The 26,198-nt window shown below is 53.5% G+C and carries 26 protein-coding genes and 1 pseudogene; 6 read left to right on the plus strand and 21 right to left on the minus strand.

Annotated features, from left to right (window positions below; all coding sequences use genetic code 11):
• Positions 1-52 precede the first annotated feature (52 nt).
• Together OGV75_RS02955 and OGV75_RS02960 are read right to left on the minus strand one after the other, a co-directional pair.
• Positions 53-202, minus strand: coding sequence for a protein YhaL (locus tag OGV75_RS02955; RefSeq protein ID WP_016157540.1), 150 nt, complete (start codon positions 200-202; stop codon positions 53-55).
• Between the two features lie 26 nt (positions 203-228).
• Positions 229-930 carry a pirin family protein gene (locus OGV75_RS02960; RefSeq protein ID WP_046274733.1) on the minus strand — a complete coding sequence of 234 codons (702 nt, stop codon included), beginning with the start codon at positions 928-930 and terminating at the stop codon, positions 229-231.
• A 104-nt stretch (positions 931-1,034) separates the two neighbouring features.
• Here OGV75_RS02960 and yhaJ point away from each other — a divergent pair, with 104 nt between their 5' ends.
• Positions 1,035-1,931, plus strand: coding sequence for a DNA-binding transcriptional regulator YhaJ (gene yhaJ / locus OGV75_RS02965; RefSeq protein WP_016154624.1), 897 nt, complete (start codon positions 1,035-1,037; stop codon positions 1,929-1,931).
• A 64-nt stretch (positions 1,932-1,995) separates the two neighbouring features.
• On the opposite strand, the pseudogene OGV75_RS02970 reads toward yhaJ, so the two are convergent.
• The 11 genes and pseudogenes from OGV75_RS02970 to OGV75_RS03020 form a co-directional block, all read right to left on the minus strand.
• Positions 1,996-2,362: pseudogene (locus tag OGV75_RS02970) on the minus strand (DUF805 domain-containing protein).
• A 124-nt stretch (positions 2,363-2,486) separates the two neighbouring features.
• Entirely contained in the window at positions 2,487-3,473 is a 987-nt protein-coding gene (yqjG, locus tag OGV75_RS02975; protein WP_016154622.1) for a glutathionyl-hydroquinone reductase YqjG, read from the minus strand.
• 71 nt (positions 3,474-3,544) lie between these two features.
• Positions 3,545-3,937, minus strand: a complete 393-nt coding sequence (locus OGV75_RS02980) for a DoxX family protein (RefSeq protein ID WP_003024847.1) — start codon at positions 3,935-3,937, stop codon at positions 3,545-3,547.
• Between the two features lie 172 nt (positions 3,938-4,109).
• Positions 4,110-4,409, minus strand: a complete 300-nt coding sequence (locus OGV75_RS02985) for a YqjK-like family protein (RefSeq protein WP_003024845.1) — start codon at positions 4,407-4,409, stop codon at positions 4,110-4,112.
• A complete protein-coding gene (locus OGV75_RS02990) occupies positions 4,409-4,804 on the minus strand; it encodes a phage holin family protein (protein WP_016157537.1) in 396 nt (131 codons plus the stop codon). Before OGV75_RS02990 ends, OGV75_RS02985 begins: the two co-directional genes overlap by 1 nt.
• Positions 4,805-4,806: 2 nt before the next feature.
• Positions 4,807-5,112 carry an ElaB/YgaM/YqjD family protein gene (locus tag OGV75_RS02995; protein WP_003024832.1) on the minus strand — a complete coding sequence of 102 codons (306 nt, stop codon included), beginning with the start codon at positions 5,110-5,112 and terminating at the stop codon, positions 4,807-4,809.
• Positions 5,113-5,145: 33 nt separating this feature from the next.
• On the minus strand, positions 5,146-5,514 hold the full coding sequence (locus tag OGV75_RS03000) for a DUF1090 domain-containing protein (RefSeq protein ID WP_286480328.1): 369 nt from the start codon (positions 5,512-5,514) through the stop codon (positions 5,146-5,148).
• A 147-nt stretch (positions 5,515-5,661) separates the two neighbouring features.
• Entirely contained in the window at positions 5,662-6,030 is a 369-nt protein-coding gene (mzrA, locus tag OGV75_RS03005; RefSeq protein ID WP_029139667.1) for an EnvZ/OmpR regulon moderator MzrA, read from the minus strand.
• Positions 6,031-6,048: 18 nt separating this feature from the next.
• Positions 6,049-6,711, minus strand: a complete 663-nt coding sequence (gene yqjA / locus OGV75_RS03010) for a DedA family general envelope maintenance protein YqjA (RefSeq protein ID WP_003024820.1) — start codon at positions 6,709-6,711, stop codon at positions 6,049-6,051.
• 348 nt (positions 6,712-7,059) lie between these two features.
• Complete coding sequence (exuR, locus tag OGV75_RS03015; RefSeq protein WP_016157536.1) at positions 7,060-7,836, minus strand: transcriptional regulator ExuR; 777 nt, start codon at positions 7,834-7,836, stop codon at positions 7,060-7,062.
• A 134-nt stretch (positions 7,837-7,970) separates the two neighbouring features.
• On the minus strand, positions 7,971-9,272 hold the full coding sequence (locus OGV75_RS03020) for an MFS transporter (RefSeq protein WP_016154616.1): 1,302 nt from the start codon (positions 9,270-9,272) through the stop codon (positions 7,971-7,973).
• 472 nt (positions 9,273-9,744) lie between these two features.
• Here OGV75_RS03020 and uxaC point away from each other — a divergent pair, with 472 nt between their 5' ends.
• The 3 genes from uxaC (at position 9,745) to OGV75_RS03035 (ending at position 13,421) form a co-directional block, all read left to right on the plus strand.
• Complete coding sequence (gene uxaC / locus OGV75_RS03025; protein WP_286480329.1) at positions 9,745-11,157, plus strand: glucuronate isomerase; 1,413 nt, start codon at positions 9,745-9,747, stop codon at positions 11,155-11,157.
• 15 nt (positions 11,158-11,172) lie between these two features.
• A complete protein-coding gene (locus tag OGV75_RS03030) occupies positions 11,173-12,660 on the plus strand; it encodes a UxaA family hydrolase (protein ID WP_016154614.1) in 1,488 nt (495 codons plus the stop codon).
• A 206-nt stretch (positions 12,661-12,866) separates the two neighbouring features.
• On the plus strand, positions 12,867-13,421 hold the full coding sequence (locus OGV75_RS03035) for a YgjV family protein (RefSeq protein WP_016154613.1): 555 nt from the start codon (positions 12,867-12,869) through the stop codon (positions 13,419-13,421).
• Between the two features lie 14 nt (positions 13,422-13,435).
• On the opposite strand, the gene sstT is transcribed toward OGV75_RS03035, so the two are convergent.
• The 4 genes from sstT to OGV75_RS03055 form a co-directional block, all read right to left on the minus strand.
• Positions 13,436-14,680, minus strand: a complete 1,245-nt coding sequence (gene sstT / locus OGV75_RS03040; RefSeq protein WP_049283300.1) for a serine/threonine transporter SstT — start codon at positions 14,678-14,680, stop codon at positions 13,436-13,438.
• Between the two features lie 242 nt (positions 14,681-14,922).
• Positions 14,923-15,891, minus strand: a complete 969-nt coding sequence (locus tag OGV75_RS03045) for a TerC family protein (protein ID WP_016154611.1) — start codon at positions 15,889-15,891, stop codon at positions 14,923-14,925.
• Positions 15,892-16,162: 271 nt separating this feature from the next.
• Complete coding sequence (locus tag OGV75_RS03050; RefSeq protein WP_016154610.1) at positions 16,163-17,161, minus strand: Gfo/Idh/MocA family protein; 999 nt, start codon at positions 17,159-17,161, stop codon at positions 16,163-16,165.
• 72 nt (positions 17,162-17,233) lie between these two features.
• On the minus strand, positions 17,234-17,734 hold the full coding sequence (locus OGV75_RS03055; RefSeq protein ID WP_016154609.1) for a M48 metallopeptidase family protein: 501 nt from the start codon (positions 17,732-17,734) through the stop codon (positions 17,234-17,236).
• Between the two features lie 83 nt (positions 17,735-17,817).
• On the opposite strand from OGV75_RS03055, the gene rlmG reads away from it, so the two are divergent.
• The gene (gene rlmG, locus OGV75_RS03060) at positions 17,818-18,954 is read left to right on the plus strand and encodes a 23S rRNA (guanine(1835)-N(2))-methyltransferase RlmG (RefSeq protein ID WP_016157532.1); all 1,137 of its coding nucleotides are present in this window, start codon (positions 17,818-17,820) and stop codon (positions 18,952-18,954) included.
• A gap of 56 nt (positions 18,955-19,010) precedes the next feature.
• On the opposite strand, the gene OGV75_RS03065 is transcribed toward rlmG, so the two are convergent.
• From OGV75_RS03065 to OGV75_RS03080, 4 genes are all read right to left on the minus strand, one after another.
• Positions 19,011-21,029, minus strand: coding sequence for an oxidoreductase (locus OGV75_RS03065; protein WP_016154607.1), 2,019 nt, complete (start codon positions 21,027-21,029; stop codon positions 19,011-19,013).
• A gap of 141 nt (positions 21,030-21,170) precedes the next feature.
• Positions 21,171-22,238, minus strand: coding sequence for an ABC transporter ATP-binding protein (locus OGV75_RS03070; protein WP_049040409.1), 1,068 nt, complete (start codon positions 22,236-22,238; stop codon positions 21,171-21,173).
• Complete coding sequence (locus OGV75_RS03075; RefSeq protein ID WP_286480330.1) at positions 22,235-23,623, minus strand: phosphohexomutase domain-containing protein; 1,389 nt, start codon at positions 23,621-23,623, stop codon at positions 22,235-22,237. The genes OGV75_RS03070 and OGV75_RS03075 overlap by 4 nt, the downstream gene beginning before the upstream one ends.
• Before the next feature lie 25 nt (positions 23,624-23,648).
• Positions 23,649-24,695: a LacI family DNA-binding transcriptional regulator gene (locus tag OGV75_RS03080; RefSeq protein ID WP_016154604.1), complete on the minus strand. Its 1,047-nt coding sequence runs from the start codon at positions 24,693-24,695 to the stop codon at positions 23,649-23,651.
• 211 nt (positions 24,696-24,906) lie between these two features.
• Here OGV75_RS03080 and OGV75_RS03085 point away from each other — a divergent pair, with 211 nt between their 5' ends.
• The gene (locus OGV75_RS03085; protein ID WP_016154603.1) at positions 24,907-26,193 is read left to right on the plus strand and encodes an ABC transporter substrate-binding protein; all 1,287 of its coding nucleotides are present in this window, start codon (positions 24,907-24,909) and stop codon (positions 26,191-26,193) included.
• Positions 26,194-26,198 lie beyond the last annotated feature (5 nt).

Below are 26,198 nucleotides of genomic sequence, written 5' to 3' on the forward strand. Positions count from 1 at the left end.
CTGCAGGCCGGGTAAGGTGGAATCGCCCCCGGCATAACTCTAAGCCGCCTTTTCAGGCGGCTTCTTCGTCTTCCAGCCGTAGCTCGGCATCCGCCACAATCGCTTCCAGCTCTGTCAGCATTTCTTCATAGCCGAAGGTCACAGTATCCTGTTTTTTCGGCTCAACCTGCGGCTGGCGTTTTTTTGATGATTTCTTGCTCAATAGTCGTACTCCATTGTTTTCCCTGACTATACGGGCAAATCTATCAGCAAAGCGCGCAGCGCGGTATCGGCGACTAGCGTTATGTTAGTTTCATCACGAATAAATGCGCCATCGCCGCAGGTGAGCGCTTCCTTTTCGGCGCCAGATGTCACCGCATGGAATCTGCCGTGGATCGACTGTAAGTAAGCCCGCGGCCCATGTAACTGAAAACTCAGCGATTCACCTTGTTGCAGTTCAACGTGGTGCACCCATACCTGTTGACGCAGATGCAGGCTGCCTTGTTCACCATCCGGCGAGGCGAGCAACTGATGCTTACCGGCACTCAGCGTGGCTTTCTGTACGCAGGCGTTTTCGCGCTGCGGGCAGGCATCCAGCCAGAGCTGCATTCGGGTTAACGGTTTATCTTTGCTGATATTGTGTTCGCTGTAGCTAATTCCCGGCTGTGTGGCGAGCAGTAAAACTTCTCCTGCCTTGGCCTGGATATGGTTGCCTTCACTGTCGCGGTACTCCGCTTCCCCTTCGAGGATCAGATTGACGATATCTACCTTCGGATAGGTACGTGCCTGGAAAGAGGCTCCCGGTGCCAGAACTTCCTGGTTCAGAACACGCAGCGAGGCATAACCCAGCAGTTTAGGATCAAAATAGTGTCCAAAGGAGAAGGTATAACGGGCCTGCAGCCAGCCGTAGTCTGCTTGCCCGCATTGTTTGGCTGTACGGGTAGTAATCATAGTTCTTGACCTCTCTTTACTTCCTTTTATGTTAAATGGCTAGACGCTGCATTGTTAGCCAGATATTCTGCCCGGTATGTTCAAATTTCCTGAATGAGAACGAGATGGCCAAAGAAAGGGCTTTAACGCTTGAGGCGTTACGCGTCATGGACGCAATAGACCGGCGTGGCAGCTTTGCCGCCGCAGCGGACGAACTGGGGCGCGTTCCTTCCGCGCTCAGCTATACCATGCAGAAGCTGGAGGAAGAGCTGGACGTCGTGCTGTTCGACCGTTCAGGTCATCGCACAAAATTCACCAACGTCGGGCGTATGCTGCTGGAACGTGGGCGTGTACTGTTGGAAGCTGCGGATAAGCTGACCACCGATGCCGAAGCGCTGGCTCGCGGTTGGGAAACGCATCTGACCATCGTCACCGAAGCGCTGGTGCCGACGGCGGCGTTTTTCCCGCTGATCGACAGACTTGCCGGGAAGGCCAATACCCAGCTTTCCGTTATTACCGAAGTTCTGGCCGGGGCGTGGGAGCGTCTGGAGCAGGGGCGGGCGGATATCGTGATTGCGCCGGATATGCATTTTCGCTCATCTTCGGAAATCAACTCGCGCAAGCTGTACTCGCTGATGAACGTATATGTGGCGGCCCCGGATCATCCAATTCATCAGGAACCGGAACCGTTATCGGAAGTCACCCGCGTGAAGTACCGTGGAATCGCGGTGGCGGACACGGCCCGCGAACGTCCGGTGCTGACGGTTCAACTGCTGGATAAACAGCCGCGTCTGACGGTGAGTTCGATAGAAGATAAACGCCAGGCGCTGTTGGCCGGCCTTGGCGTGGCGACGATGCCATACCCGCTGGTGGAAGAGGACATTGCGGCGGGTCGGTTGCGTGTGGTTAGCCCGGAATCGACAAGCGAAATTGATATTATTATGGCCTGGCGTCGAGACAGCATGGGCGAAGCGAAATCCTGGTGTTTGCGGGAAATTCCCAAGCTGTTTGCGGGTAAATAGCAGGGCTGTTACGCCGGATGCGGTGCAAATGCACCTTATCCGGCCGACAAGATGGTGTATTACATCAGGACAGTTGTTTCGGGTCAGCGCCGAAGCGGTTGCTCCCCTGAGTCCCATTTTGACAGTTGAAAATGATGATTACCAACCAGCCTACGATCGGGATCAGCAGCACCAGTAGCCACCAGGCCGAGCGGTCGGTGTCATGTAAACGCCGGAACTGCACCGCCCACCACGGGATAAAGACCAGAACCCCATAAATCGTCGTTAATATGCCTTCCCCTCCGGCGCGTTCCCAGCCAAGCATTCTGTCCAGAATGCCCAGCACGAACGTAAAGATGATGTTGACCAGCACAAACATCCAGTATTCTTTACGACGCGCGCGGCCCCCCAAAACCAAAGTAGTTCTTTAATACGTTTAAATACCAATCCATTTTTGCCTCGTTCTGTATTCAATTACTTGTTTTTAAAGCAATCAAAATAAGAATAGCCGTGAATGAAATACTGGTAAACATTTGCTGTATTAATTATTTGGCCCCCAAAGGGGACCCGTGTAAATCAGGCAAAACGGTCATCACGCCCGTGGGGTTCGTTGAGGTCCTGCCACGGTCCGACAGAAATAATGCCGGTCGGGTTAATGGTTTTGTGGCTACGGAAGTAGTGATTGCGGATGTGATCGAAATTAACGGTCTCCGCAATGCCTGGCATCTGGTAGATATCGCGCAGGAAACCGTACAGGTTCAGATAGTCGCTAATCCGGTGTTTGTCGCACTTGAAGTGCGTCACATACACAGGATCAAAGCGCACCAGCGTGGTCCACAGGCGAATATCGGCCTCTGTTAACTGGTCCCCGGTCAGGTAGCGATGTTGCCCAAGGATCTGCTCCAGTCGCGCCAGAGATTGAAAGACTTTTTCTACGGCGTCGTCGTAGGCTTCCTGACTGGTGGCAAATCCGGCTTTATACACGCCGTTATTGACGTTGTCATAAATCCAGCCGTTGAGCTCGTCGATTTTAGTTTGCAGAGCGGGTGGATAGTAATCCCCGGCTTTCGCGCCCAGCGCATCAAACGCAGTGTTAAACATACGGATGATATCTGCAGATTCGTTGCTGACAATGGTGTGGTTCTTTTTGTCCCACAGCACCGGAACGGTCACCCGACCGCTGTAGTGCGGATCGGCGTGTAAATAGAGTTGATAAAGAAATTCGTGCTGATACAGGGTATCGCCGGTTGCCGCCGGGAAGTTATCGTCAAAGGTCCAGCCGTTTTCCAGCATCAGCGGATGCACAACGGAAACGGAAATAAACGGTTCCAGCCCTTTGAGTTTACGCAAGATCAGCGTGCGATGCGCCCACGGACAGGCCAGAGAAACGTAGAGATGATAGCGGTCTTTTTCGGCGGCGAAACCCCCTTCACCCGTTGGACCCGGTGCGCCATCCGCGGTGAGCCAGTTACGGAAAGCTGATGCAGAGCGTTGAAATTTTCCCCCGGTTGATTTGGTGTCATACCAGGTGTCATGCCATACGCCGTCAATGAGTTGTCCCATGTTTTCGCCTCCTCAGATAGCAAAAGCGAGGAGATGTCTCCTCGCTTTTTGATGCGTTTAGTATAGCTCGCTTACCATTTTTTATTCAGTACACGGTCGATGCTGAATGCGCCCGGACCGGTGATAGCCAGCAGCAGGAAGCCGCCTGCGATGGTCAGGTTTTTCATAAACATCAGAGAGTTCACACCTTCCGCAAAGTTGCTGTGGAAGAGGAACGCCGTCAGCAGCGTGAAGCCCGCGGTGAACAGCGCAGTAGTACGAGTCAGGAAACCAAACAGGATGGCCAGACCGCCGCCAAACTCAAGCAGGATAACCAGCGGTAACATAAATCCAGGGACGCCCATGGCTTCCATGTACTGTTGGGTACCCGCATATCCGGTGATTTTTCCCCAACCTGCGGTAATAAACAGGATTGGCATCAGAATGCGCGCTACCAGTACACCAACATCTTCTAATTTCTTCATCATACTCTCCAGGAAACCACTCAGGCGGCTTATTGTGTTTTTTTGTGCAACGACGTCGCAGAGTGCGTCGTTGCTGTCGATGGAGAGAATCATAAACGCGGCTAATGACAATTGTTAGCAAGGAAAACTGTCAGAAATTTTCAAAAAATTTGAGGTTAGGGGGGAGAGGTGATTAGCCGCGCAGTTGCTGTTGTCTGATGGTCGATTTAACCAGACGCCAGATGCTCCACACGCTAAAGCCGCGTTTAGCCCAGCGTACCAGCAGATTCGGGTTACGAATGGTGCGAACCGCCATAATACTGCTTCCGACCAACACCCAGCCACGCAGGTTCAGCAGCGTCTTCCAGCCACGATCGTAAACTTCGGTGGCTTCCAGCCAGTCGCGGCGAGTGGCAGACAGATCCAGCCTTTGCTGCTGGATCTGTCCAAGCAGTTGCGCCTTACGTTGTTGACGTTCGACTTTACTGCTCATTATGCATCATCCTCCAGGGCCTGCCTGTCGTTAGCGAGTTCATTGCGCGTATGGCGTAGCAGCGTTGTTTTACGCGCTTTACTCAGCGTCCATAGCCCGCCGATAAGCGCTAAAAGCAACAGCACAACGGTGGTGGCAATCATGGCGTTAAGGCGATACTGCGGGTCTATGGCCCAAATGATAAGCACCATCAGGCTCATCAGACCAAACGCCGCGAACAGCATGGTCAGCCCAAGCATCAGCAGGATCTGGATGAGATTGGCTTTTTCCTCTTCCAGCTCAACGACGGCCAGCCGCAGCCGCGTCTCTACGATCTCAACGAGAATCGTCAGGATCCGCTGTCCAATACCCAGTACGCCTTTGCCTGGACCTTGTGCGTGTTGAGAGTCTGCCATTATTAACGGCGCGACAGCAGTACACCAAGTACCACACCGACTGCAGCGCCAATGCCGACGCCTGTCCATGGGTTTTCGCGTACGTAGTTATCGGCTTTTGCCGCGGCCTCACGGGTCTGTTTAGCAATCACATCGCTGGTTTCGCTCAGACGATGGCGGCTCTCGCGTAACGCATGTTCGGCTTTACTGCGAATTTTACTCATCTCTTCCTTCGACTTATCGCCAGAGGAGCTAAGTACTTCTTCAAGCGTATCCGCAAGAGATTTCAGCTCAGCGCGCAGGTTTTCCGTAGCATTATCTTTCGACATAGTTTTCTCCAGTTGAGTGGCTAGTTACCGTACTTAGTAATCGCGTGTCTCGAGTTCTTTCAGCTCTTGCTGAGCTTTAGCAAGCTTATGTTCGCGCTTGGCTATCTTCTCCGCATCGCCTTTTTGCTTCGCCTCGGCCAAATCACGTTGACGCTCGGCTATCTCATTTTTCTGCTCGGCGATTTTTTTCTGATGGTCGGCGCGCAGTTTGCTGTCAGTACAATTTGCCCGAACTTCGCTCAGCGCTTTGTTCAGACCATTGATGCGGTTTTGATTGTTGTGCTTTTCGGCATAGCTTATCTCCCGCTGAATATCCTGTTCTTTTTCCTGACAGAGGGTGGAGGCGTAACTGCCGGCACTGAGAGCGAAAAGACTAATTGCTAAAGCGATGCGGTATTTCATTCTTGAACCTTCCATTGTGATTCGACCTTGTGGCTTTGGCCGATGCTCCAGAATAATAAAGCAATGGGTCATAAACCCAGTTTATTAATCATAGGCGCTAAATGATGAAATCACCAAAGTGAGTGATCTAATTCAGATTCCTGGAGATTAACCAAAACGGTGCGGGGTATCACGTAAGCGGGATAACCACTGTACCGCCTGATTATCATCATCCTGCTGAGCAATAACGAAACCGTGCGGTAACGTTCGGTCCAGCACGACCTTTGCGGCTGCGCTTTGCGCGCTGGAATCAAAGGTGATCAGCAGCGCGTCATTTTGCGGAGTAATGCTTTTAAAGCGAATGCCGTTGGCGTCCAGGTGATGCCAGATAGAGAAGCCATCAGGCATGGTGGCTCCCTGGTTTACAGCACGAATGGCAAGCGTTGACTCCTGCTGGCGGATGACCGACCAGGTCAGGAGCAGCGCGCCGATAAACAGCATAAAAGTAGTCGTCCAGGCCAGTCGTCGGAGTGTTATGCATGATTTCAGCATAATTTACCCTCGGTTCCCGTATTTCTTTTTCCAAAGCACAACCAGGGAACCTGCCAGACCAAACACCAGTAACACCACGGGAAGCAGCATCAGACAAGACATCAGCTGATCTTCATATTTGAGAAACACTGGCGTTTTGCCCAGCAGATAGCCAAGCGTTGTGAGAATCAGAACCCAAAGCAGTCCGCTCATCCAGTTAAAGAACTGAAAGCGCGCATTGTTCAGACCGGACAATCCTGCGATGGTCGGCAGTAATGTTCTGACAAACGCGATAAAGCGACCGACCAACAGGGCAGACAAGCCATGCTTATGGAACAGATGATGTGCGCGCTGATGGTAGTGCGCGGGTAGATGAGACAGCCAGTTTTGAACGGTGCGGGTATTTCCCAGCCATCTCCCCTGGATATAGCTGAGCCAGCAACCCAGGCTGGCCGCGGTGGTGAGCAGCAGTACCGTTTGCGGAAAACCCATCGCGCCTTTAGCGATAAGTACGCCGACCAGTACCAGTAGACTGTCGCCAGGTAAAAAGGCTGCTGGCAGCAGTCCATTTTCCAGAAACAAAATGGTAAACAGTACGAAATAGAGCATGCCAATCATGGAGGGATTGGCCAGCGTTTCAAAATCCTGAGCCCATAAAGCATTCAATAATTGAGTCAGTAGTTCCATTCAATATTCCTGGAGAATCGGTTGTCGTCATGCCGGTATTCTGGAGTTTGTAACGCCGCAATTTTATTGGTGTTTTTTACATGGATCGCGGTCTGACACAAATTCACGGCCTGAACTATTCCCTGTAAAGTTGTGAAGTAAGCAAGCTCTCAAACACAAAAATTCAAATAACAACTAATTGTAACAAAGGTCAACGTAGTCCGTTATAGAAATTACGGGTGTTGTCCTGTGATTTTGCTTATCGCAATGGAGGGAGGCGAGAGGATTTACACAGGCTGACACTTTATACCTAATGCTTACCAAGCGTCAGAAACAGGCGCTTTGTCGCGCCTGCATCGTTAAGATTGTTTATTTTGCGCCGTTAGCTGCCGTATCGAGATGAATGACGGGATTATCGGTAAAAAGATAACGGTCTGCGTTGAATTCAAAATCATCGCTGGTTTCGTTAAACAGCATCTGCTTTGTGTTCTCAAGATGCTGCCACATCGCCAGTTTGGCGGCGTGTGGATCTTTGCGAATCAGCGCCCGCAGGATCTGGTCATGGTCGTCGCACCAGTTATCTACCGTACGCAGGTCGATGTGGTCGTGCAGCTTCTTCCAGTAGGGGTTGTGAATACGCTGAGTCCACATTTTTTCAACAATCGCGGCCAGGGCAGAGTTCTGTGTTGCCAGCGCGACCTGCACATGGAACAGGAGATCCCACTCGGAGTCACGAAAGCTTTTTTCGTTACGCGACTTCTCCTGAATTTCCATCAGTTTCATGATGTCCTGTTTGGTCACCTGGGTGGCGGCAAACTCAGCAATATTGCTTTCTATGAGCTGGCGAGCCTGGAGCAGCTCAAACGGACCGTAGCTGGCGAACTCCAGACTTTCATCTGGCGCGACATAGTGTTTGGGTTGGTTTGAAATGACGTGGATCCCCGATCCTTTACGCACTTCAACGTAGCCCTCAACCTCGAGCATGATAATCGCTTCACGAACCACGGTGCGGCTGACATTTTTTTCATCGGCGATAAAGCGCTCGGCGGGGAGTTTGTCACCCACCAGGTAGACACCCTGCTCAATGCGTTCTTTCAGATCAGCGGCAAGTTGTTGGTACAAACGTCGTGGTTCGGTGATTTCCATATGCGCTCCAGGCATGATACGGCAGACTCTATTTGTTATACCACTTTTGCGATTACGGCTCCACTCGCGGCGATAAAAAAGCCGCCAGATGACTGGCGGCTTAGCATTACATAACCTTGTTAAATCGTGTCTGGTTAACTTTGCGCAGCGGGATCGCCAGTTTGCGAAGCTGACTCTACCTCGCTGGCCGATTTGTTCTGCAATACCGTCCAGATGACTAACGCGCCGAGCAGGTCGAATACCGCCAGTACGGCGAACAGCGGGCTGAAGCCGATGGTGTCAGCCAGCGCGCCAACGACCAGCGCAAACAGCGTACTTGCAAGCCATGCGGACATACCGGTCAGACCGTTCGCGGTTGCCACTTCATTACGACCAAATACGTCAGAAGAGAGCGTGATCAGCGCACCGGACAGCGCCTGGTGAGCAAAGCCGCCGACGCACAGCAGGGCGATAGCAATGTACGGGCTGGTGAACAGACCGATCATCCCTGGGCCAATCATCAGCAATGCGCCCATGGTGACGACCATTTTACGGGAAACGATCAGGTTAACGCCGAACCAGCGCTGGAACAGCGGCGGTAAGTAACCCCCTACGATACAACCCAGGTCAGCAAACAGCATCGGCATCCAGGCAAACATCGCAATCTCTTTCAGGTTAAAGCCGTAGACTTTAAACATGAACAGCGGGATCCAGGCGTTGAAGGTACCCCAGGCCGGCTCTGCCAGGAAACGCGGCAGCGCGATGCCCCAGAACTGGCGGTTACGCAGGATCTGACCGAGAGACATTTTCTTGGCGGTGCTGTTTTTATGCTGTGATTCCTGACCATTCAGAATGTAATCACGTTCTTCATCAGACAGTTTTTTCTGGTCGCGTGGGTGTTTGTAAAATACTAACCAGCACATGGCCCAGATAAAGCTCAGGGCACCGGAAATAATGAATGCCATCTGCCAGCTGTGCATGACGATAGCCCAGACGACCAGCGGCGGAGCAATCATCGCGCCGATAGAGGAACCGACGTTAAAGTAACCCACGGCGATTGAACGTTCTTTTGCCGGGAACCATTCAGAACTGGCTTTCAGACCCGCAGGGATCATCGCAGCTTCAGCGGCACCGACTGCGCCTCGCGCCAGCGCCAGTCCACCCCAGCTACCAGCCAGTGCGGTCGCGCCACAGAAGACGGCCCACAGAACGGCGAACATCGCGTAACCAATTTTTGTGCCGAGCACATCGAGCACATAGCCGGCAACGGGTTGCATTACGGTGTAAGCAGCAGAATACGCTGCGATGATATAGGAATACTGTTGGGTGGAGATGTGTAACTCTTCCATCAGAGTTGGCGCAGCTGCCGCCACAGTGTTACGTGTCAGGTAACCCAGCACGGTGCCAAGCGTCACCAGTGCGATCATGTACCAACGTAACCCTTTAATTTTACGCATGTAAAACCTCATCGTTTTGTTATGTCCGCGAACGAGCGGTCATCTTCCAGTTCAGGGAGGAGGATGTTCTTTTACGAGGGGGTAACCGAAAAAAAGCCGGTACTCCCCGAACTCTGCCATGTCAATATTTGTGCTAATTCGGTTTCCGTACCGGTTAATCCGATGGTGATACATCGGTAATTTGCATTCCGTCGGCTTATGTATCGCGACGGCAAAAAGATAACTTGTCATACAGCTTTAAAAGGTGAGTGCCATCACAAAAGTGTGAATCTTCGTGTGGTCATTATTTCGATTCAGCAAAGCCAGTGCTGGTGCGGCTTGGCGCGCGGTTTACCTCTTTGAGAGTAATTTTTTTGTAGCCATTTGTTGATCTAACTCACGAAAATATCTTCAGTGTATGGAAATTGGTGTGATAACTTTGTCAACATCAAAACATAAGCAATCTGACGCACTCGCTGAGAGGAAGACGATAATGACCCCGTTTATGACTGAAGATTTCCTGTTGGACACCGAATTTTCCCGCCGTCTGTATCATGATTACGCCAAAGACCAGCCAATCTTCGACTACCACTGCCATTTGCCACCGCAACAAATCGCGGAAAACTACCGTTTTAATAACCTGTATGACATCTGGCTGAAGGGTGACCACTACAAGTGGCGTGCGATGCGTACTAACGGCGTCGCTGAGCGCCTGTGTACCGGCGATGCGTCCGATCGCGAGAAGTTTGACGCCTGGGCCGCCACGGTTCCGCACACAATCGGTAACCCGCTGTACCATTGGACCCACCTCGAATTACGTCGCCCGTTTGGTATTACAGATAAGCTGTTGTCTCCGGCAACGGCTGACGAAATCTGGAACCAGTGCAATGAACTGCTGGCGCAGGACAAATTCTCCGCGCGCGGCATCATGCAGCAGATGAATGTGAAAATGGTCGGTACTACCGATGACCCAATCGACTCTCTGGAGCATCACGCGGCCGTTGCTAAAGACGCAAGCTTTGATGTGAAAGTGCTGCCGAGCTGGCGTCCGGATAAAGCCTTTAACATTGAGCAGGCGACCTTTAATGACTATATGGCGAAGCTCGGTGAGGTGTCTGACACGGATATCCGCCGCTTCAGCGACCTGCAAGCTGCGCTGACCAAACGTCTGGATCACTTTGCGGCTCACGGCTGTAAAGTCTCTGACCACGCGCTGGACGTGGTGCTGTTTGCTGAATCTAACGAATCTGAACTGGATAGCATTCTGGCACGCCGCCTGGCGGGTGAAACGCTGAGCGAGCATGAAGTTGCCCAGTTTAAAACCGCGGTGCTGGTGTTCCTCGGTGCGGAATACGCGCGTCGTGAATGGGTACAGCAGTACCATATCGGCGCGCTGCGTAATAACAACCTGCGTCAGTTCAAACTGTTGGGTGCGGATGTCGGCTTCGACTCCATCAACGATCGCCCGATGGCCGAAGAGCTGTCCAAACTGCTGAGCAAGCAGAACGAACAGAACCTGCTGCCGAAAACCATTCTCTACTGCCTGAACCCGCGCGATAACGAAGTGCTGGGCACCATGATCGGCAACTTCCAGGGCGAAGGTATGCCGGGCAAGATGCAGTTCGGTTCCGGCTGGTGGTTCAACGATCAGAAAGACGGTATGGAACGTCAGATGACGCAACTGGCCCAGCTCGGTCTGCTGAGCCGTTTCGTCGGCATGCTGACCGATAGCCGTAGCTTCCTGTCATACACGCGCCATGAATACTTCCGTCGCATCCTGTGCCAGATGATTGGCCGTTGGGTTGCTGCAGGTGAAGCGCCGGCAGATATCCAGCTGTTGGGGGAAATGGTCAGAAATATTTGCTTCAACAATGCGCGTGATTATTTCGCCATTGAACTGAACTAAGGCCTGGGTGAAGGTATGCAATACATCAAGATCCATACGCTGGATAACGTCGCGGTAGCGCTCGCTGATTTGGCTGAAGGAACCGAAGTCACCGTTGATGGGCAAGCGGTAATCCTGCGCCAAGCGGTTTCTCGTGGCCATAAATTCGCTTTATGCGATATTGCGCAAGGCGAAAACGTCATTAAATACGGTTTGCCAATCGGTCATACGTTGGTGGACGTGGCGGCGGGTGAGCATATTCATGCTCACAACACGCGCACGAATCTGAGCGACCTGGACACGTATAGCTACCACCCTGATTTTCAGGCAGAGCTTGTTCAACCCGCTGATCGCGATGTACAGATCTACCGTCGTGCCAACGGCGAGGTCGGCGTGCGCAACGAACTGTGGATCCTGCCGACGGTCGGCTGCGTCAACGCCATGGCGCGTCAGATGCAGACCCGCTTTCTGAAAGAGACCAACGACGCCGAGGGTATCGACGGCGTGCATCTTTTCAGTCACACCTACGGCTGTTCACAGTTGGGTGACGACCACATCAACACCCGTACCATGCTGCAAAATATGGTGCGCCACCCGAATGCGGGAGCGGTGCTGGTGGTCGGCCTGGGCTGTGAAAACAACCAGGTTGATGCCTTCCGCGAAACTTTAGGCGAGTACGATCCTGAGCGTGTTCACTTTATGGTCTGCCAACATCAGGAAGACGAAGTGGAAGCGGGGATTGAACATCTCCATCAGTTGTACAACGTGATGCGTAACGATAAGCGTGAGCCGGGTAAGCTGGGCGAGCTGAAGTTTGGTCTGGAATGCGGCGGCTCTGACGGCCTGTCCGGTATTACCGCCAACCCAATGCTGGGGCGTTTTTCCGACTACGTGATTGCCAACGGCGGCACCACCGTGCTGACTGAAGTACCGGAAATGTTCGGTGCCGAGCAGCTGCTGATGGACCACTGCCGTGACGAAGAAACCTTTGGCAAGCTGGTGACCATGGTCAATGACTTTAAGCAGTACTTCATTGCTCACGACCAGCCGATTTACGAGAATCCATCGCCGGGCAACAAAGCGGGCGGGATCACCACGCTGGAAGATAAATCTCTGGGCTGCACGCAAAAAGCGGGCTCCAGCCAGGTGGTGGACGTACTGCGCTACGGCGAACGCCTGAAGACACACGGCCTGAACTTACTGAGCGCGCCGGGTAACGATGCGGTTGCTACCAGTGCCCTCGCGGGCGCGGGCTGTCATATGGTGCTGTTCAGCACCGGCCGCGGTACGCCGTACGGCGGTTTTGTGCCGACGGTGAAAATTGCGACCAACAGCGAGCTGGCGGCCAAGAAAAAACACTGGATCGATTTTGACGCCGGACAGCTGATCCATGGTAAAGCGATGCCTCAGCTACTGAGCGAGTTTGTCGATACGATCGTTGAGTTCGCCAATGGCAAGCAAACCTGCAACGAGCGCAACGATTTCCGGGAACTGGCTATCTTTAAAAGCGGCGTAACATTGTAATTACCCTTCATCTTTCGCGTGACAGCCGCGTTGGCTGCGTCCATTCACCCCGGTCACTTACTCCAGTAAGCTCCCGGGGATGTCTGAACTTACCGCCTTGCGGTAGCACGAAATCTTTTGGGTAATCGAAATGGAGTGGATTTTAAAAACGGCGTTTCATAATATGGGGCGCCGTTTGTATTTGCGTTTCCTCACAAGGATCTCCCATGACCGCGTATTGGCTGGCCCAGGGCGTAGGTGTCATCGCCTTTTTGATCGGCATTACCACCTTTTTCAATCGAGATGAGCGCCGGTTCCGGCTGCAACTTGCCGTCTACAGCGCCACCATTGGCGTGCATTTTTTTCTGATGGGCGCCTGGCCTGCGGGAATGAGTGCAGAGCTAAACACCATCCGCACACTCGTCTCGATGCATACCCGCAAACTATGGGTAATGACCGTTTTTATTATCCTCACCCTGGTTCTCGGGCTGGCGAAATTACAGCATGCGATGGAGCTGTTGCCGATTATTGGCACGCTGGCCAGCACCTGGGCGCTGTTTCGCTGCCAGGGGCTGACCGTGCGCTGCGTAATGTGGTGCGCAACCGCCTGTTGGGTTATCCATAATTTCTGGTTGGGATCGATTGGTGGGACGATGATCGAAGGTAGTTTTCTGGTGATGAACGGCCTGAACATTATTCGCTTCCGGCGGATGCAAAAACGCGGAATTGATCCATTCAAAATTGAAAAAAGCGTACAAGAAGAGAACCCCTCCGTCCGGTGACGGAGGGGCAGAGATTAGCCGCGCAGGGCGTTATTTGCCAGACGTTCGTCTTCAGCCTGGCAGGCCGCAGCGGTAAACAGGACGTCTGTAGAAGAGTTCAGCGCCGTTTCACAGGAATCCTGCAATACGCCGATGATAAAGCCAACGGCAACGACCTGCATGGCGATGTCATTCGGGATACCGAACATATTACATGCCAGTGGGATCAGCAGCAGAGAACCTCCCGCCACGCCCGATGCGCCGCAGGCACACAGCGAAGCCACCACGCTCAGTAACAGCGCCGTCGGTAAATCGACCGGAATACCCAACGTATTTACCGCCGCCAGCGTCAACACGGTAATGGTGATCGCCGCGCCAGCCATGTTGATGGTGGCTCCCAGCGGGATAGAAACCGAATAGGTATCACGATCCAGGTTCAGCTTCTCACACAGCGCCATATTCACCGGAATGTTTGCCGCGGAGCTACGGGTAAAGAAGGCGTACACGCCGCTTTCACGCAGACAGGCCAGCACTAACGGATATGGGTTGCGGCGAATTTTCCAGAATACCAGCAGCGGGTTGACCACCAACGCCACCAGCAGCATGCAGCCTACCAGCACGGTCAGCAGCTGCGCGTAGCCCCAAAGCGTGGCGAAACCGGTGGTTGCCAGCGTGGAGGAGACCAGGCCGAAGATACCGATCGGCGCGAAACGAATCACCAGCTTCACCATAAAGGTAACAGCGTTGGACATATCGTTGACCAGATTTTTGGTCGTTTCATTACCGTGACGCAGCGCAAAGCCCAGACCGACGGCCCAAACCAGGATGCCGATGTAGTTGGCGTTAAGCAGTGCATCAATTGGGTTAGAAACCATGCTCATTAGCAGGCCACGCATCACTTCAATAATGCCGGACGGCGGTACGATATCGCTGGCGCTGCTGGAAAGATGCAGTGTCGATGGGAAGGCGAAGCTGAAGACAACGGCCGCTAACGCTGCGGAAAATGTTCCGAGCAGGTAGAGGAACAGGATTGGGCGGATATTGGTTTTTTGCCCGTGCTGGTGGTTGGCGATAGAAGCCATTACCAGCATCAGAACCAGAATTGGCGCGACGGCTTTTAACGCGCCGACGAACAGAGTACCCAGTAAACCAACGGCTTCTGCCGCAGGTTTTGACACCAGTGCCAGTAAAATCCCCAGAACCAAACCGATCAAAATTTGTTTAACCAGGCTCCCTTGCGCCAAGCGCGAGAATAGCCCCGATGAACGTTGCGTAGTCATGTAGTAATCCTTTCATTGTGTTGTTGCCCTGCCTTTGTGCGTTCTGTAGACGCATCTTTCAGGATGAGGCAAATGTTTGCATGGCTGAGTATAAGGAAAGAACAGGGTTCTGGAAGCGAAATATCCTGGATTTCGCGTTGAGATCATATTTTATAACTTTGAGTTAACATTATTTTGACATGATAAACAAAAAGCCCGACGCACGCAGTGTGCTGTCGGGCTTTTCAGCTAGCAGATGAAACTTACTGTATTTGCTGCTTTTTATCGTGCTGGTGGTTGACCCAGGCGTTTACAATCAGCGTCACAAACAGAATGCCAAATACCACGCCTAACGAGATAGCGATCGGGATATGGTAGAAATCGACGATCAGCATCTTAATACCGATAAACACCAGAATGACCGACAAACCGTACTTCAGCATGGAGAAACGCTCTGCCACGCCCGCCAGCAGGAAGTACATTGCGCGCAGACCCAAAATAGCAAACAGGTTTGAGGTCAACACGATGAACGGGTCGGTAGTGACGGCAAAGATAGCCGGAATACTGTCGACGGCAAAAATGACGTCGCTCAGCTCAACCAGAATCAACACCAGCATCAGCGGCGTAACAAACAGCAGGCCGTTTTTACGCACGAAGAATTTTTCATCTTCGATGGTATCGGTCATGCGCAAATGACCGCGCAGCCAGCGTACTAACGGTCTGTCGCCAATACCGGAAGCATCTTCTTTCGCCAGCGCCATCTTCACGCCGGTAAACAGCAGGAATGCACCGAACACGTACAACAGCCACTCAAATTGGGTGATAAGCCAACTGCCGGCGAAGATCATGATCGTACGCAGAACAATGGCTCCCAGCACGCCATACACCAGTACCCGACGCTGCAACGCAGGCGGTACGGAGAAGTAGCTGAACAGCATCAACCAGACAAAGACGTTATCTACTGCCAGCGATTTTTCGATCAAATAGCCGGTAAGGAACGCCAGCGCCTGTGGGTCGGCAACGGCGCGGCCCTGGGTTTGTGCCAGGTACCACCAGAAGACGGCGTTAAACAGTAACGACAGCGTTACCCAAACGATTGACCAGGCCGCAGCCTGCTTCATCGACATCGTATGCGCGCCACGACGACCCTGCAACAGCAGGTCGATGGCCAGCATAATTACCACCACGACAGCGAAGCCACCCCATAACAACGGTGTGCCGACAGTATTCATTGTATTTCCCCATGCATAAAAAAAACGGCCAACGCCGAATGACGTTAGCCGCTGCTTTTTATGCATAGACCTTGCCATTCGGCAAGGTCTCACTTACAACAACAAAGGAATACGATGGCGTATTCCTTTGTTATCGCCCGGCGACCGGATGTGGTTTTTCACACATCGTAATGACGATCAACCGACAACGAAGTTACTCCCCTTTGCGGGTTACAAAATATTACAGGCCATGCATTCAGTCAATGACCTGCAACATTCGTTTTACATACCTTTACGCAGTCAGCGATGTTACCGCTTCATCTGCCGGGAAAATCACGCCGGTCTGGCGGCGAATCTCTGTTTGCAGTTTGGCGGTGATACGGCTGACGGCCAGTGCGGGGTGATCCACTTCGCCGGATTCAACCAAATGAGCAAAAGCCTCTGCCTCATACAGCATAGTATTGATGTGCTGAGGCGTCGTCAGATCCTGGGTTTTCCCCCCGCGAGGAACGAAGCACACTTTCTGACACTCGGAAATATGCTCGATCACCAGCGATCCCTGCTCACCCTGAATTTCACTGGCTAACACCGAGTCGCTTACTTTTGAGTGCTGGAGTGTGACGCTGAAATCACCGTAATTCATCACCACCACGCCGTGGGCATCTACGCCGCTTTCCAGCAGACTGGCGCTGGCCTGAACGCTTTGCGGCTCACCCCACAGCGCAACCGCTGAGGCCAGGCAGTAAAAACCGATATCCATAATCGAGCCATTTGAGAACGCCGGATTAAACGTGTTCGGATTTTCACCGTCCAGATAGCGCTGGTAACGCGAGGAGTACTGGCAGTAATTAATAAACGCTTTCCTGATTCTTCCGACTTTGGGTAGAGATTGCTGCAACAGCAGGAAGTTAGGCAAGCTGGCGGTCTTAAACGCTTCAAACAGCACGACCTGATTTTCGCGCGCGCAGGCGATAGCGGCTTCGGCTTGCGCCAGGTTTGAGGCCAGCGGCTTTTCGCAAATAACATGCTTTTTGTGCCGCAAAAACAGCTCGGTCTGCGGGAAGTGCAGGGAGTTTGGACTGGCGATGTAGACGGCGTCGATCGCCTCGCTTTGCGCCATCGCTTCCAGTGAGGTAAACAGATGCTCGACGGGGTAATCGTTGGCGAAGGTCTGCGCCTGTTCAAGGCTACGGGAATAGACCGCGGTTAACTTATATTTGCCGGTTTCATGGGCGGCATCGACAAACTGGCGGGTGATCCAGTTTGTGCCAATTACTGCGAAACGTATCATAATGGCCTTCAGGCTGCGAAAAGGGATCCTTTCGTCAATTTAGCATGCCCTGAAGACAAAGCCAGTGCGCAACTACGCAGTTTGCTTTAACGATTGTTGCGTTAACCACAGGCGGGTATCGAACTCCAGTTGATGATACTGAGGCTCCATATGACAGCACAGCTGGTAAAACGCTTTGTCGTGCTCTTTTTCTTTCAGATGCGCCAGTTCATGAACGACGATCATGCGTAAAAAAGGTTCAGGGGCATTGCGAAACACGGTGGCAACGCGGATCTCCGCTTTGGCTTTTAGCTTACCGCCCTGCACGCGAGATACGGCGGTATGCAGCCCCAGCGCATTCTTCAGAACGTGTATCTTGCTGTCATACATGACTTTATTCAGCGGCGGGGCATTACGCAGGAACTGATTTTTCAGGTCCTGAGTATATTGCCAGAGCGCTTTGTCGGTCGCGAAATCATGCGTCCCCGGATAGCGCTTCTCCAGCACTGCGCCCAGACGCTGTTCAGCAATCAGCGTTCTCACCTGAGAAAGCAAATGTTCCGGGTAGCCCTGGAGATAAGTTAGTTGGTTCATCTTTGCCCATGCCAATCATAAAAAGTGTATACTCACGCACCCTTTTCAGGGATACGCCGAAATTTTACCATTCAGGAGGGCCGATGAGCCACATAGACAACGGTTTCCGTTCGCTGTCACTTAAACGTTTCCCGGAAACGGATGACGTTAACCCGCTGCTGGCGTGGGAAGCGGCAGATGAATATCTGCTGCAACAGCTGGACGATACCGAGATTAGCGGCCCGGTGCTAATCCTGAATGATACCTTTGGCGCGCTGGGCTGTGCGCTGGCGCAACATTCGCCGTACAGCATTGGCGACTCCTATCTCAGCGAGCTTGCCACACGCGAGAACCTGCGTCATAACGATATTGCCGAGTCGAGCGTCAAGTTCCTCGACAGTACGGCTGACTACCCGCAGGCGCCGGGCGTGGTGCTGATTAAGCTGCCAAAAACCATGGCGCTGCTGGAGCAGCAACTGCGCGCGCTGCGCGAAGTGGTAACGCCGCAAACGCGTATCATCGCCGGGGCAAAAGCGCGTGATGTGCATACTTCGACGCTGGAGCTGTTTGAAAAAGTTTTGGGTCCAACCACCACCACGCTGGCGTGGAAAAAAGCCCGTTTAATCAACTGTACGTTCAGCAAACCTGAGCTGGCCGCTGCCTCGCAAACGCTAAGCTGGAAGCTGGAAGGTACCGAATGGACTATCCATAACCACGCCAACGTCTTCTCCCGTACCGGACTGGATATCGGCGCGCGCTTTTTTATCGAGCATCTGCCGGAAAACCTCGAAGGGGAGATTGTTGACCTCGGCTGTGGTAACGGCGTCATCGGTATGACGCTGCTGGCGAAGAACCCGGAAGCCAGCGTGGTATTTGTTGATGAATCGCCGATGGCGGTGGCTTCAAGCCGCTTGAACGTGGAAAGTAACATGCCTGAAGCGCTGGATCGCTGTGAGTTTATGATCAACAACGCGCTGTCGGGCGTCGAACCGTTCCGCTTTAACGCCGTGCTGTGTAACCCACCGTTCCACCAGAAGCACGCGCTGACGGATAACATTGCCTGGGAGATGTTCCACCACGCTCGCCGCTGCCTGAAAATCAACGGTGAGCTGTACATTGTGGCTAACCGTCACCTTGACTACTTCCACAAGCTGAAGAAGATTTTCGGCAACTGCGTGACCATCGCCACCAATAATAAATTCGTGGTGCTAAAAGCGGTCAAAACCGGTCGCCGCCGCTAATCGTGTGTGCCGGATGGCGGCGTGACCGCCTTATCCGGCCTACGAAATACATACTGTTAAATTTCCAGCGCCAGCGTCGTCCCTTGGGCAATAGCGCGCCGGGCATCCAGCTCCATCGCCACATCGCAGCCGCCGATCAGATGTACCGTTTTACCTGCCGCGTGGAGTGGATCAACCAGTTCACGGCGCGGCTCTTGTCCGGCGCAAATCACCACGTTATCCACGTTAAAGATCAACGGTTCACCGTTCAACACGACGTGTAACCCATCATCATCAATTTTCTGATAGCTAACTGCCGGGATCATTTTCACGCCGCGTGAGAGCAGGGTTGCGCGATGGATCCAGCCCGTCGTTTTCCCTAAACCTTGTCCCGGTTTGCTGGCTTTGCGCTGCAACATCACTATCTGGCGCGGGCTGCGGGATAAGTGCGGGCCTTCCAGGCGTAAGCCGCCAGGCTGTTGCAGGCTGGTGTCGATCCCCCATTCCACGCAGAATTCCGCAATGTTTTGGCTGGTGGGCTCACCGGGCTGGCTCAAATACATGGCGGTATCAAAACCGATCCCGCCGCAGCCAACGATCGCCACGCGTTTGCCCACCGGCATTTTATCGCGCAGGACGTCGAGATAGCTGAGCACTTTAGGATGCGCGATCCCCTCGATCGGTGGCATACGTGGCTCGATCCCGCTGGCGAGGATCACTTCATCGAAGGGGTACAGATCGCGTGCGCTGACAAAGTGATTCAGCTTCAGCGACACGCCAGTCACATCGATCATCCGGCGGTAGTAGCGCAGGGTTTCATAGAATTCTTCTTTGCCGGGGATCTGCTTAGCGATATTAAACTGCCCGCCAATCTCGCTATGCGCGTCAAACAATGTCACGTGATGACCGCGTGCGGCGGCATTAATGGCGAAGGCGAGGCCTGCAGGACCTGCTCCGACAACCGCCAGATTTTTCGGCACAGTGGCGGCAACGATCGGCATTTTGGTCTCATGGCAGGCGCGCGGATTCACCAGGCAAGAGGTGACTTTGCCGACGAAAATCTGATCCAGGCAGGCCTGGTTACAGCCGATACAGGTATTGATCTCATCCGCTCGTCCGGTTTGCGCTTTTGACAGCAGTTCGGCATCGGCGAGGAACGGACGGGCCATCGACACCATATCGGCATCGCCACGGGCCAGAATGTCATCGGCGACTTGAGGATCGTTAATGCGGTTGGTGGTGACCAGTGGGATCGTCACATGCCCTTTCAGCTTACGTGTCACCCAACTAAACGCACCGCGCGGCACCGGGGTGGCAATAGTGGGAATACGCGCCTCATGCCAGCCAATACCGGTGTTAATAATGGTCGCCCCTGCAGCTTCTATCGCCTGCGCCAGTTGGACGGTTTCGTCGAAGGTTCCGCCGTTTTCCACCAGATCGAGCATCGACAGGCGGAAGATAATAATAAAGTCATTACCGGCACGCTGGCGTACCGCGCGCACCACTTCCACGGCAAAACGCATGCGGTTGGCATACTCGCCGCCCCATTCGTCATTGCGCTGATTGGTACGCAGAGTCAGGAATTCGTTGATGAGATAGCCTTCCGAGCCCATCACTTCGACGCCATCATAGCCCGCTTCCCTCGCCAGTTGAGCGCAGTGGGCAAAATCTTCAATCAACTGCAGCACCTCATCGTGCGTCAGCTCATGCGGCGTAAAGCGGTTGATTGGCGCCTGAATGGCAGAAGGTGCCACCAGATGCGGTTGGTAGCTGTAACGGCCAGTATGCAGGATTTGCAGGGCGATTTTGCCGCCTTCGTCATGCACGGCGTCGGTAATGACGCGATGATGTGCAAGCTGGCTGGTGTCGTTCAGCATCGCGCCGCCTTCCATCCCCACGCCGGAAAGCGCAGGCGCAATACCTCCGCTCACAATTAACGCTACGCCATGACGGGCGCGCTCGGCGTAGAACGCGGCCAGCCGTTCTGCACCGTCGGGATACTCCTCCAGCCCGGTATGCATTGAACCCATCAGCACGCGGTTTTTAAGCGTGGTGAAGCCTAAATCGAGCGGGGCGAACAGCGACGGATAGCTCATAAAGGTGTCCAGTATGTAAAATTATTGTTATGTGGTCGGATGAGTTAATAATTTAGCCGTCGCCGCGTAAAAGGGAAAAGGGGAATGCCGTGATTGTGATGGGATTCAAAAAATGCCCCTGCGGACGCAAGGGCAAGTGGGTCAGAACGCCAGTCGTTTACCCAGACCGTCAAAGAGATGCAGGTGCGACTCTTGTACGGTGAGCGTAAGTGGTGTATCCGGCATGAAGCTAAGCTGTTGAAAAGACTTCAGGCACACGGGGTGGCCGGCTAAATCCAACCACACCAGCGTAGAGTCGCCCTGTAATTCACACAGCCGGGTACGACCTTGCAATGTGAAATCCCCGGTCTGCTGGTACTGCATATGCTCCGGGCGGATGGCGACAAACAGTTTGTCCCCGTCGCTAACGCCTGCGGGCTGACGGGTGAGGCGGAAGACGAGGTTATCGGCGATATGCAGCGCGCCTTCACGCCATACCGCTGGCAGAACATTGATTTTCGGCGTGCCGATAAACTCAGCGACAAACAGGTTTGCCGGGGTGTTATACAGCTCCAGCGGCGTGCCCACCTGCTCAATTTTTCCCTTGTAAAGCACCACGATGCGATCGGCCAGCGTCATCGCCTCCACCTGATCGTGCGTTACATAGATCATGGTGTTTTTCAGGGTGTTATGCAGTTGCTGGATCTCCTGGCGCATCCCGACCCGCAACGCGGCATCCAGGTTAGACAGCGGTTCATCAAACAGAAACAGTTCCGGTTGCTGGACAATAGAACGCCCGATCGCCACACGTTGGCGCTGCCCGCCGGACAGATTCTGCGGCAGCCTGTCCAGCATCTCTTCCAGCTTCAGCATGCTGGCGGCGTGAGCGACCCGCTTATCAATCTCGGCGGCGGGCGTGTTGATATTACGTAAACCGAATGACAGATTTTCCCTGACGGTCATATGCGGGTAGAGGGCGTAGGACTGAAACACCATCGACAGGTTGCGTTTGCCCGCCGCAAGCCTGGTGACCTCTTTTCCCCCCATCACCAGTTTACCGCCGTCGGGGATTTCCAGTCCGGCGATGATCCGCAGCAGCGTGGATTTCCCGCATCCGGAAGGGCCAACCAGCACAATGAACTCCCCGGAGGCGATCTCCAGCGACAGATTTTCAATGATGGTGTTCTTGCCCCAGGCTTTATGAATATTGCTCAGGCTTAGCGCGGTCATAACCTCTCCTTGTCAGAATCCCAGGCTGCAATCAGCGTTAAAAGTTCATCGGTTTTGCGCGCCAGCAGTGCCGTATCCGCGCGGGTTTCCACGTTCAGGCGCAGCAGCGGCTCGGTGTTGGAGGCGCGTAAGTTGAAGCGCCAGTCAACGAAGTCGATGCTCAACCCATCGCAATCGTCACGCAGGCCGCCGGCTTGCAGATAGTGAGCGGCGATGGATTGCATGACCGATTGCGGATCGGCCACCGTCAGATTGATTTCGCCGGAAACCGGAAAGCGCACCTGGGCGTGTTCGATATACGCCGACAGCGGACGGCTGTCGCTGCCGATAATTTGCAGCAGCAATACCAGTGGGATCATCCCGCTGTCGCAATAGCCAAAATCGTGGAAGTAGTGGTGGCCGCTCATTTCTCCACCGTAGACCGCGTCCTCTTCGCGCATCCGCGCTTTGATAAAGGCGTGCCCGGTTTTGCTGATGACCGGGATTCCGCCGCAGCGAGTTACAACGTCCAGCGTATTCCACGTCAGCCGCGGGTCCAGAATGATGTGACTGCCTGCGGAGCGTTGCAGGAAGTGCTCGGCGAACAGGCCAACCAGGTAGTAGCTCTCAATAAAGCGGCCACACTCATCAAAGAAGAAGCAGCGATCGAAATCGCCATCCCAGGCGATGCCGAAATCAGCCTGATTCTCGATAACCGCCTGCTGGGTGATGAGGCGGTTTTCCGTCAGCATCGGATTGGGCACGCCCGCCGGGAAATGACCGTCCGGCTGATGGTGCAGGCGAATAAACTCAATCTGAACGCCCGCACGGGCCAGTCCGTCGGCGATCGCGTCAAGCGCAGGCCCGACGGTGCCATGTCCGGCGTTGGTCACAATACGTAACGGGCGAGTCGGCGGATGCTGAAGGAAGCGCAGCAGGCAGGCAATCCAGGCGGGGCGATTATCATAAGGGATGAGGCTGCCACGATGGACAATCGGTGCAAAGTCGTTGCGCTCCGCCAGCGCTTTTATCTCCAGCAGGCCGTTGTCGTTACTGATCGGACGCGCCTCTTCGCGCACCAGTTTCATACCATTGTACTGCGCCGGGTTATGGCTGGCGGTAATCTGAATGCCGCCGTCGGCACGCAGTTCCCGGGTGGCGAAATAGATCTCTTCGGTGCCTGACAGCCCAAGGTCGATAACATCCACGCCGCTGGAAATCAGCCCGTCGGTCACGGCGGATTTTAACGATTCCGAGCTAAGGCGAATGTCGGCGCCGATCACTACCCGGCGCGGATGGCGCCAGGCGGCGTAAGCGCGACCGATGCGAAAGGCGATATCCGGCGTCAGGTTGACGCCAACCTCACCGCGAATGTCGTAGGCTTTAAAACAGGTTAGTTCATCCATAATCTACTCTTCTGTAATTAATGAGTCAGGCTGACTCCCGAATGATGAGCTGGTAAGGCAATTCATAGTGGGTCACCGGTCCTCTGGTGAGCAGCAATTTGACGGCCATTTCCCCTTTCTTTTCCGCGTCTTGCGCGATGGTGGTCAGGCGTATTCCCGCCACCTCAACGGCGAGATTATCGAAACCGGTAACGGCAACCCGCTGCGGAACCGCCAGCTGCTGCCGTTGGCAGTAGTGGATCGCGCCGACGGCGAAGCGATCGGAAAGGCAGATAAGCGCAGTGATCTCCGGATGGGTTTCCAGTAACGCTTTGGCCGCCTGTTCGCCGTGTTCTTCATCGTGTCGGGTTTGATACAGCCAGCACGTATCAAGGGCGAAGCCGCGCTGCTGGAAAACCTCCCGGCAGGCATTCACGCGGGAGAGCATCAGCAGGTTGTCGCCGGTGACGGGGGCGGTCAGATCGCACATTCCCTGCGCCGAGGGCTGTGACGGAAAGGCGATGATGCCGAAATGTCGATGACCTTTATCGGCCAGATAGCGGGCAATATCGCGCATGGCGCAGGCGTTATCGATGGAGACGCTGCTGTGGTCGGGAAACTGAAAATCGAGCGTGACCACCGGACGCCCATGAGCCAGCGCGTGCTGGATCATGGCCGCATTGTTATGCGTGGCGTTGAGAATATAGCCATCAACCAGGGTGTTGAGCGGCGTCTGTTGCCGCTTACGCAAAGGGATCAAGACCAGATTGACGTTTTGTTCTTCACACTGGACGGCGATCCCCCGCATCAGCGCAATGTCGTGGGGATCGATAAACACGTAACTCATAGAGTCGTTGAATATCACGCCGATGGTGTCAGATTTGCCGGTACGCAGCGCGCGCGCCAGCTTGTCCGGTCCCTGAAAGCCAAGCTCGCTGGCATATTGCAAAATTCGCTGGCGCAGCTCCGGAGATAATTTTTCCGGATTATTCCATGCGTTCGACACCGTGGTATGGGAAATACCCATAATCTTGGCCAATGATTTTATCGTAATACGTTTCTTATCTTTATTATCATTAACGTTTATTTTCATGTTTAATATATTTGCTTGGTTTATATATTGGCGTGAATTATTTATTTCAATCGTCCATTGCGTTGAACGTTGATGCAAAGTTTAACGTTAAACAAAAATCGTTTTGTGATTTGTTTAACGTTAAACATAAAAAGGGGGTGTTAATTTACGCTCCATTCAATAGCAGGGTAGCGGTAAATCAATACTTATTGAAAGTAAATGGAGAGTTATCGTGAGAGTTGTAAAATTAGCTAAATTAACAGCCTGTGTACTATTCGCATTTTGTATTTCTGGCTGCGGTCCGGATGATAAAAAATCCGCAGAGACAGCAAAAACGCCAATTAAAATGTGGGTGGCACCAAACGAAAATGAAGAAGCCTTCTGGAATACTATGGTTAAAGAATGGAATAAAGACCCGGCGCATACCCCGGTCGAATTTACGCCCATTCCTGCCGCCAGCAGTTCTGAAGAGGCAATAATGAACGCGCTGGCTTCCGGCACGGAACCCGATATTTCCAGTAATATCTTTATCGGTTTTGCCAGCCAGTTGGTGGAAATTGGTCAGCTTGAAGACCTGTCTAAAATGAGTGGTTTTAATGAACTCGTTAATAACCGACAGATGGGCAAAATTATTCCTGCCTGGCAATTAAACGGCGAGCAACACGTTCTGCCAATCTATATTAATCCTATCGTCTGGTGGTGGCGGGGCGATTTACTCAAGCAGTATGGTTTTGATCATGTTCCGACCCGTTATGATGAGCTTTATCAACTGGCAGAGCGCCGGGCGGCGGATAATAACGGCTATGTTATCCAGATGACTGCCGGGAAAAACTGGTGGGAACGCTGGTTCGATTTTATTCCGCTTTATTATGCGCAAAACGGCGGTAAACCTTACCTCGCGGGTCATCAGGCGACGTTTGCCGATCCTGCCGGACAGGCGGTACTGACCTTTATGGGGAAAGTCTTTAACAGCAAGTGGAGCAGCTACGACTTCACCGCCGCCGACGATCCGTTAGCGACCGGACAGGTGCTGGCATCCGCGCGCGGTCCGTGGGATATCGCTCGCTATCACAAGCAGTATCCGGAGATCCTCAAAACGCTGCAAATTGGGCCGATGCTCACCGAGAAAGGCGACGCGCACCCGTATACGTTCGGCGACAGCAAAGGGGTGGTGATCTTCAGTTCCAGCAAGCGCAAAGCGCAGGCGTGGGCGTTTATTCAGTGGGTCTTTAACAACGCCGAGCACGACCGGAGCTGGCTGGAGCTGACCGGTATGCCGCCAGCACGCAGTGATTTAATGAGTAATCCGCTGTTTGTGAATTACTTTGAGAAAAACCCGCTGGAGAAGGCGATCGCTTCTTACGTGGACGTCGCGCTGCCGCCAGCGGCCACTACGCAAACCACGGAGATTCAGCGCAGCATGACGCAGATGCTGGAGCAGGTCATTTTCAACCACGCCGATCCGGCAGCCACCCTCGATAAATCCGCGCAGGAAATTAACACGTTGCTGGCGAAATAAGGGGA

It is taken from the genome of Citrobacter sp. Cb028 (assembly GCF_030336705.1).
GTDB lineage: Bacteria > Pseudomonadota > Gammaproteobacteria > Enterobacterales > Enterobacteriaceae > Citrobacter > Citrobacter braakii.

What these genes read in the sequence shown, in the direction of transcription:
- OGV75_RS02960 (WP_046274733.1), bottom strand. Translation starts at nt 930, where the DNA reads ATGATTACTACCCGTACAGCCAAACAATGCGGGCAAGCAGACTACGGC.
- yhaJ (WP_016154624.1), top strand. Translation starts at nt 1,035, where the DNA reads ATGGCCAAAGAAAGGGCTTTAACGCTTGAGGCGTTACGCGTCATGGAC.
- yqjG (WP_016154622.1), bottom strand. Translation starts at nt 3,473, where the DNA reads ATGGGACAACTCATTGACGGCGTATGGCATGACACCTGGTATGACACC.
- OGV75_RS02980 (WP_003024847.1), bottom strand. Translation starts at nt 3,937, where the DNA reads ATGAAGAAATTAGAAGATGTTGGTGTACTGGTAGCGCGCATTCTGATG.
- OGV75_RS02985 (WP_003024845.1), bottom strand. Translation starts at nt 4,409, where the DNA reads ATGAGCAGTAAAGTCGAACGTCAACAACGTAAGGCGCAACTGCTTGGA.
- OGV75_RS02990 (WP_016157537.1), bottom strand. Translation starts at nt 4,804, where the DNA reads ATGGCAGACTCTCAACACGCACAAGGTCCAGGCAAAGGCGTACTGGGT.
- OGV75_RS02995 (WP_003024832.1), bottom strand. Translation starts at nt 5,112, where the DNA reads ATGTCGAAAGATAATGCTACGGAAAACCTGCGCGCTGAGCTGAAATCT.
- OGV75_RS03000 (WP_286480328.1), bottom strand. Translation starts at nt 5,514, where the DNA reads ATGAAATACCGCATCGCTTTAGCAATTAGTCTTTTCGCTCTCAGTGCC.
- yqjA (WP_003024820.1), bottom strand. Translation starts at nt 6,711, where the DNA reads ATGGAACTACTGACTCAATTATTGAATGCTTTATGGGCTCAGGATTTT.
- exuR (WP_016157536.1), bottom strand. Translation starts at nt 7,836, where the DNA reads ATGGAAATCACCGAACCACGACGTTTGTACCAACAACTTGCCGCTGAT.
- OGV75_RS03020 (WP_016154616.1), bottom strand. Translation starts at nt 9,272, where the DNA reads ATGCGTAAAATTAAAGGGTTACGTTGGTACATGATCGCACTGGTGACG.
- uxaC (WP_286480329.1), top strand. Translation starts at nt 9,745, where the DNA reads ATGACCCCGTTTATGACTGAAGATTTCCTGTTGGACACCGAATTTTCC.
- OGV75_RS03030 (WP_016154614.1), top strand. Translation starts at nt 11,173, where the DNA reads ATGCAATACATCAAGATCCATACGCTGGATAACGTCGCGGTAGCGCTC.
- OGV75_RS03035 (WP_016154613.1), top strand. Translation starts at nt 12,867, where the DNA reads ATGACCGCGTATTGGCTGGCCCAGGGCGTAGGTGTCATCGCCTTTTTG.
- sstT (WP_049283300.1), bottom strand. Translation starts at nt 14,680, where the DNA reads ATGACTACGCAACGTTCATCGGGGCTATTCTCGCGCTTGGCGCAAGGG.
- OGV75_RS03045 (WP_016154611.1), bottom strand. Translation starts at nt 15,891, where the DNA reads ATGAATACTGTCGGCACACCGTTGTTATGGGGTGGCTTCGCTGTCGTG.
- OGV75_RS03050 (WP_016154610.1), bottom strand. Translation starts at nt 17,161, where the DNA reads ATGATACGTTTCGCAGTAATTGGCACAAACTGGATCACCCGCCAGTTT.
- OGV75_RS03055 (WP_016154609.1), bottom strand. Translation starts at nt 17,734, where the DNA reads ATGAACCAACTAACTTATCTCCAGGGCTACCCGGAACATTTGCTTTCT.
- rlmG (WP_016157532.1), top strand. Translation starts at nt 17,818, where the DNA reads ATGAGCCACATAGACAACGGTTTCCGTTCGCTGTCACTTAAACGTTTC.
- OGV75_RS03065 (WP_016154607.1), bottom strand. Translation starts at nt 21,029, where the DNA reads ATGAGCTATCCGTCGCTGTTCGCCCCGCTCGATTTAGGCTTCACCACG.
- OGV75_RS03070 (WP_049040409.1), bottom strand. Translation starts at nt 22,238, where the DNA reads ATGACCGCGCTAAGCCTGAGCAATATTCATAAAGCCTGGGGCAAGAAC.
- OGV75_RS03075 (WP_286480330.1), bottom strand. Translation starts at nt 23,623, where the DNA reads ATGGATGAACTAACCTGTTTTAAAGCCTACGACATTCGCGGTGAGGTT.
- OGV75_RS03080 (WP_016154604.1), bottom strand. Translation starts at nt 24,695, where the DNA reads ATGAAAATAAACGTTAATGATAATAAAGATAAGAAACGTATTACGATA.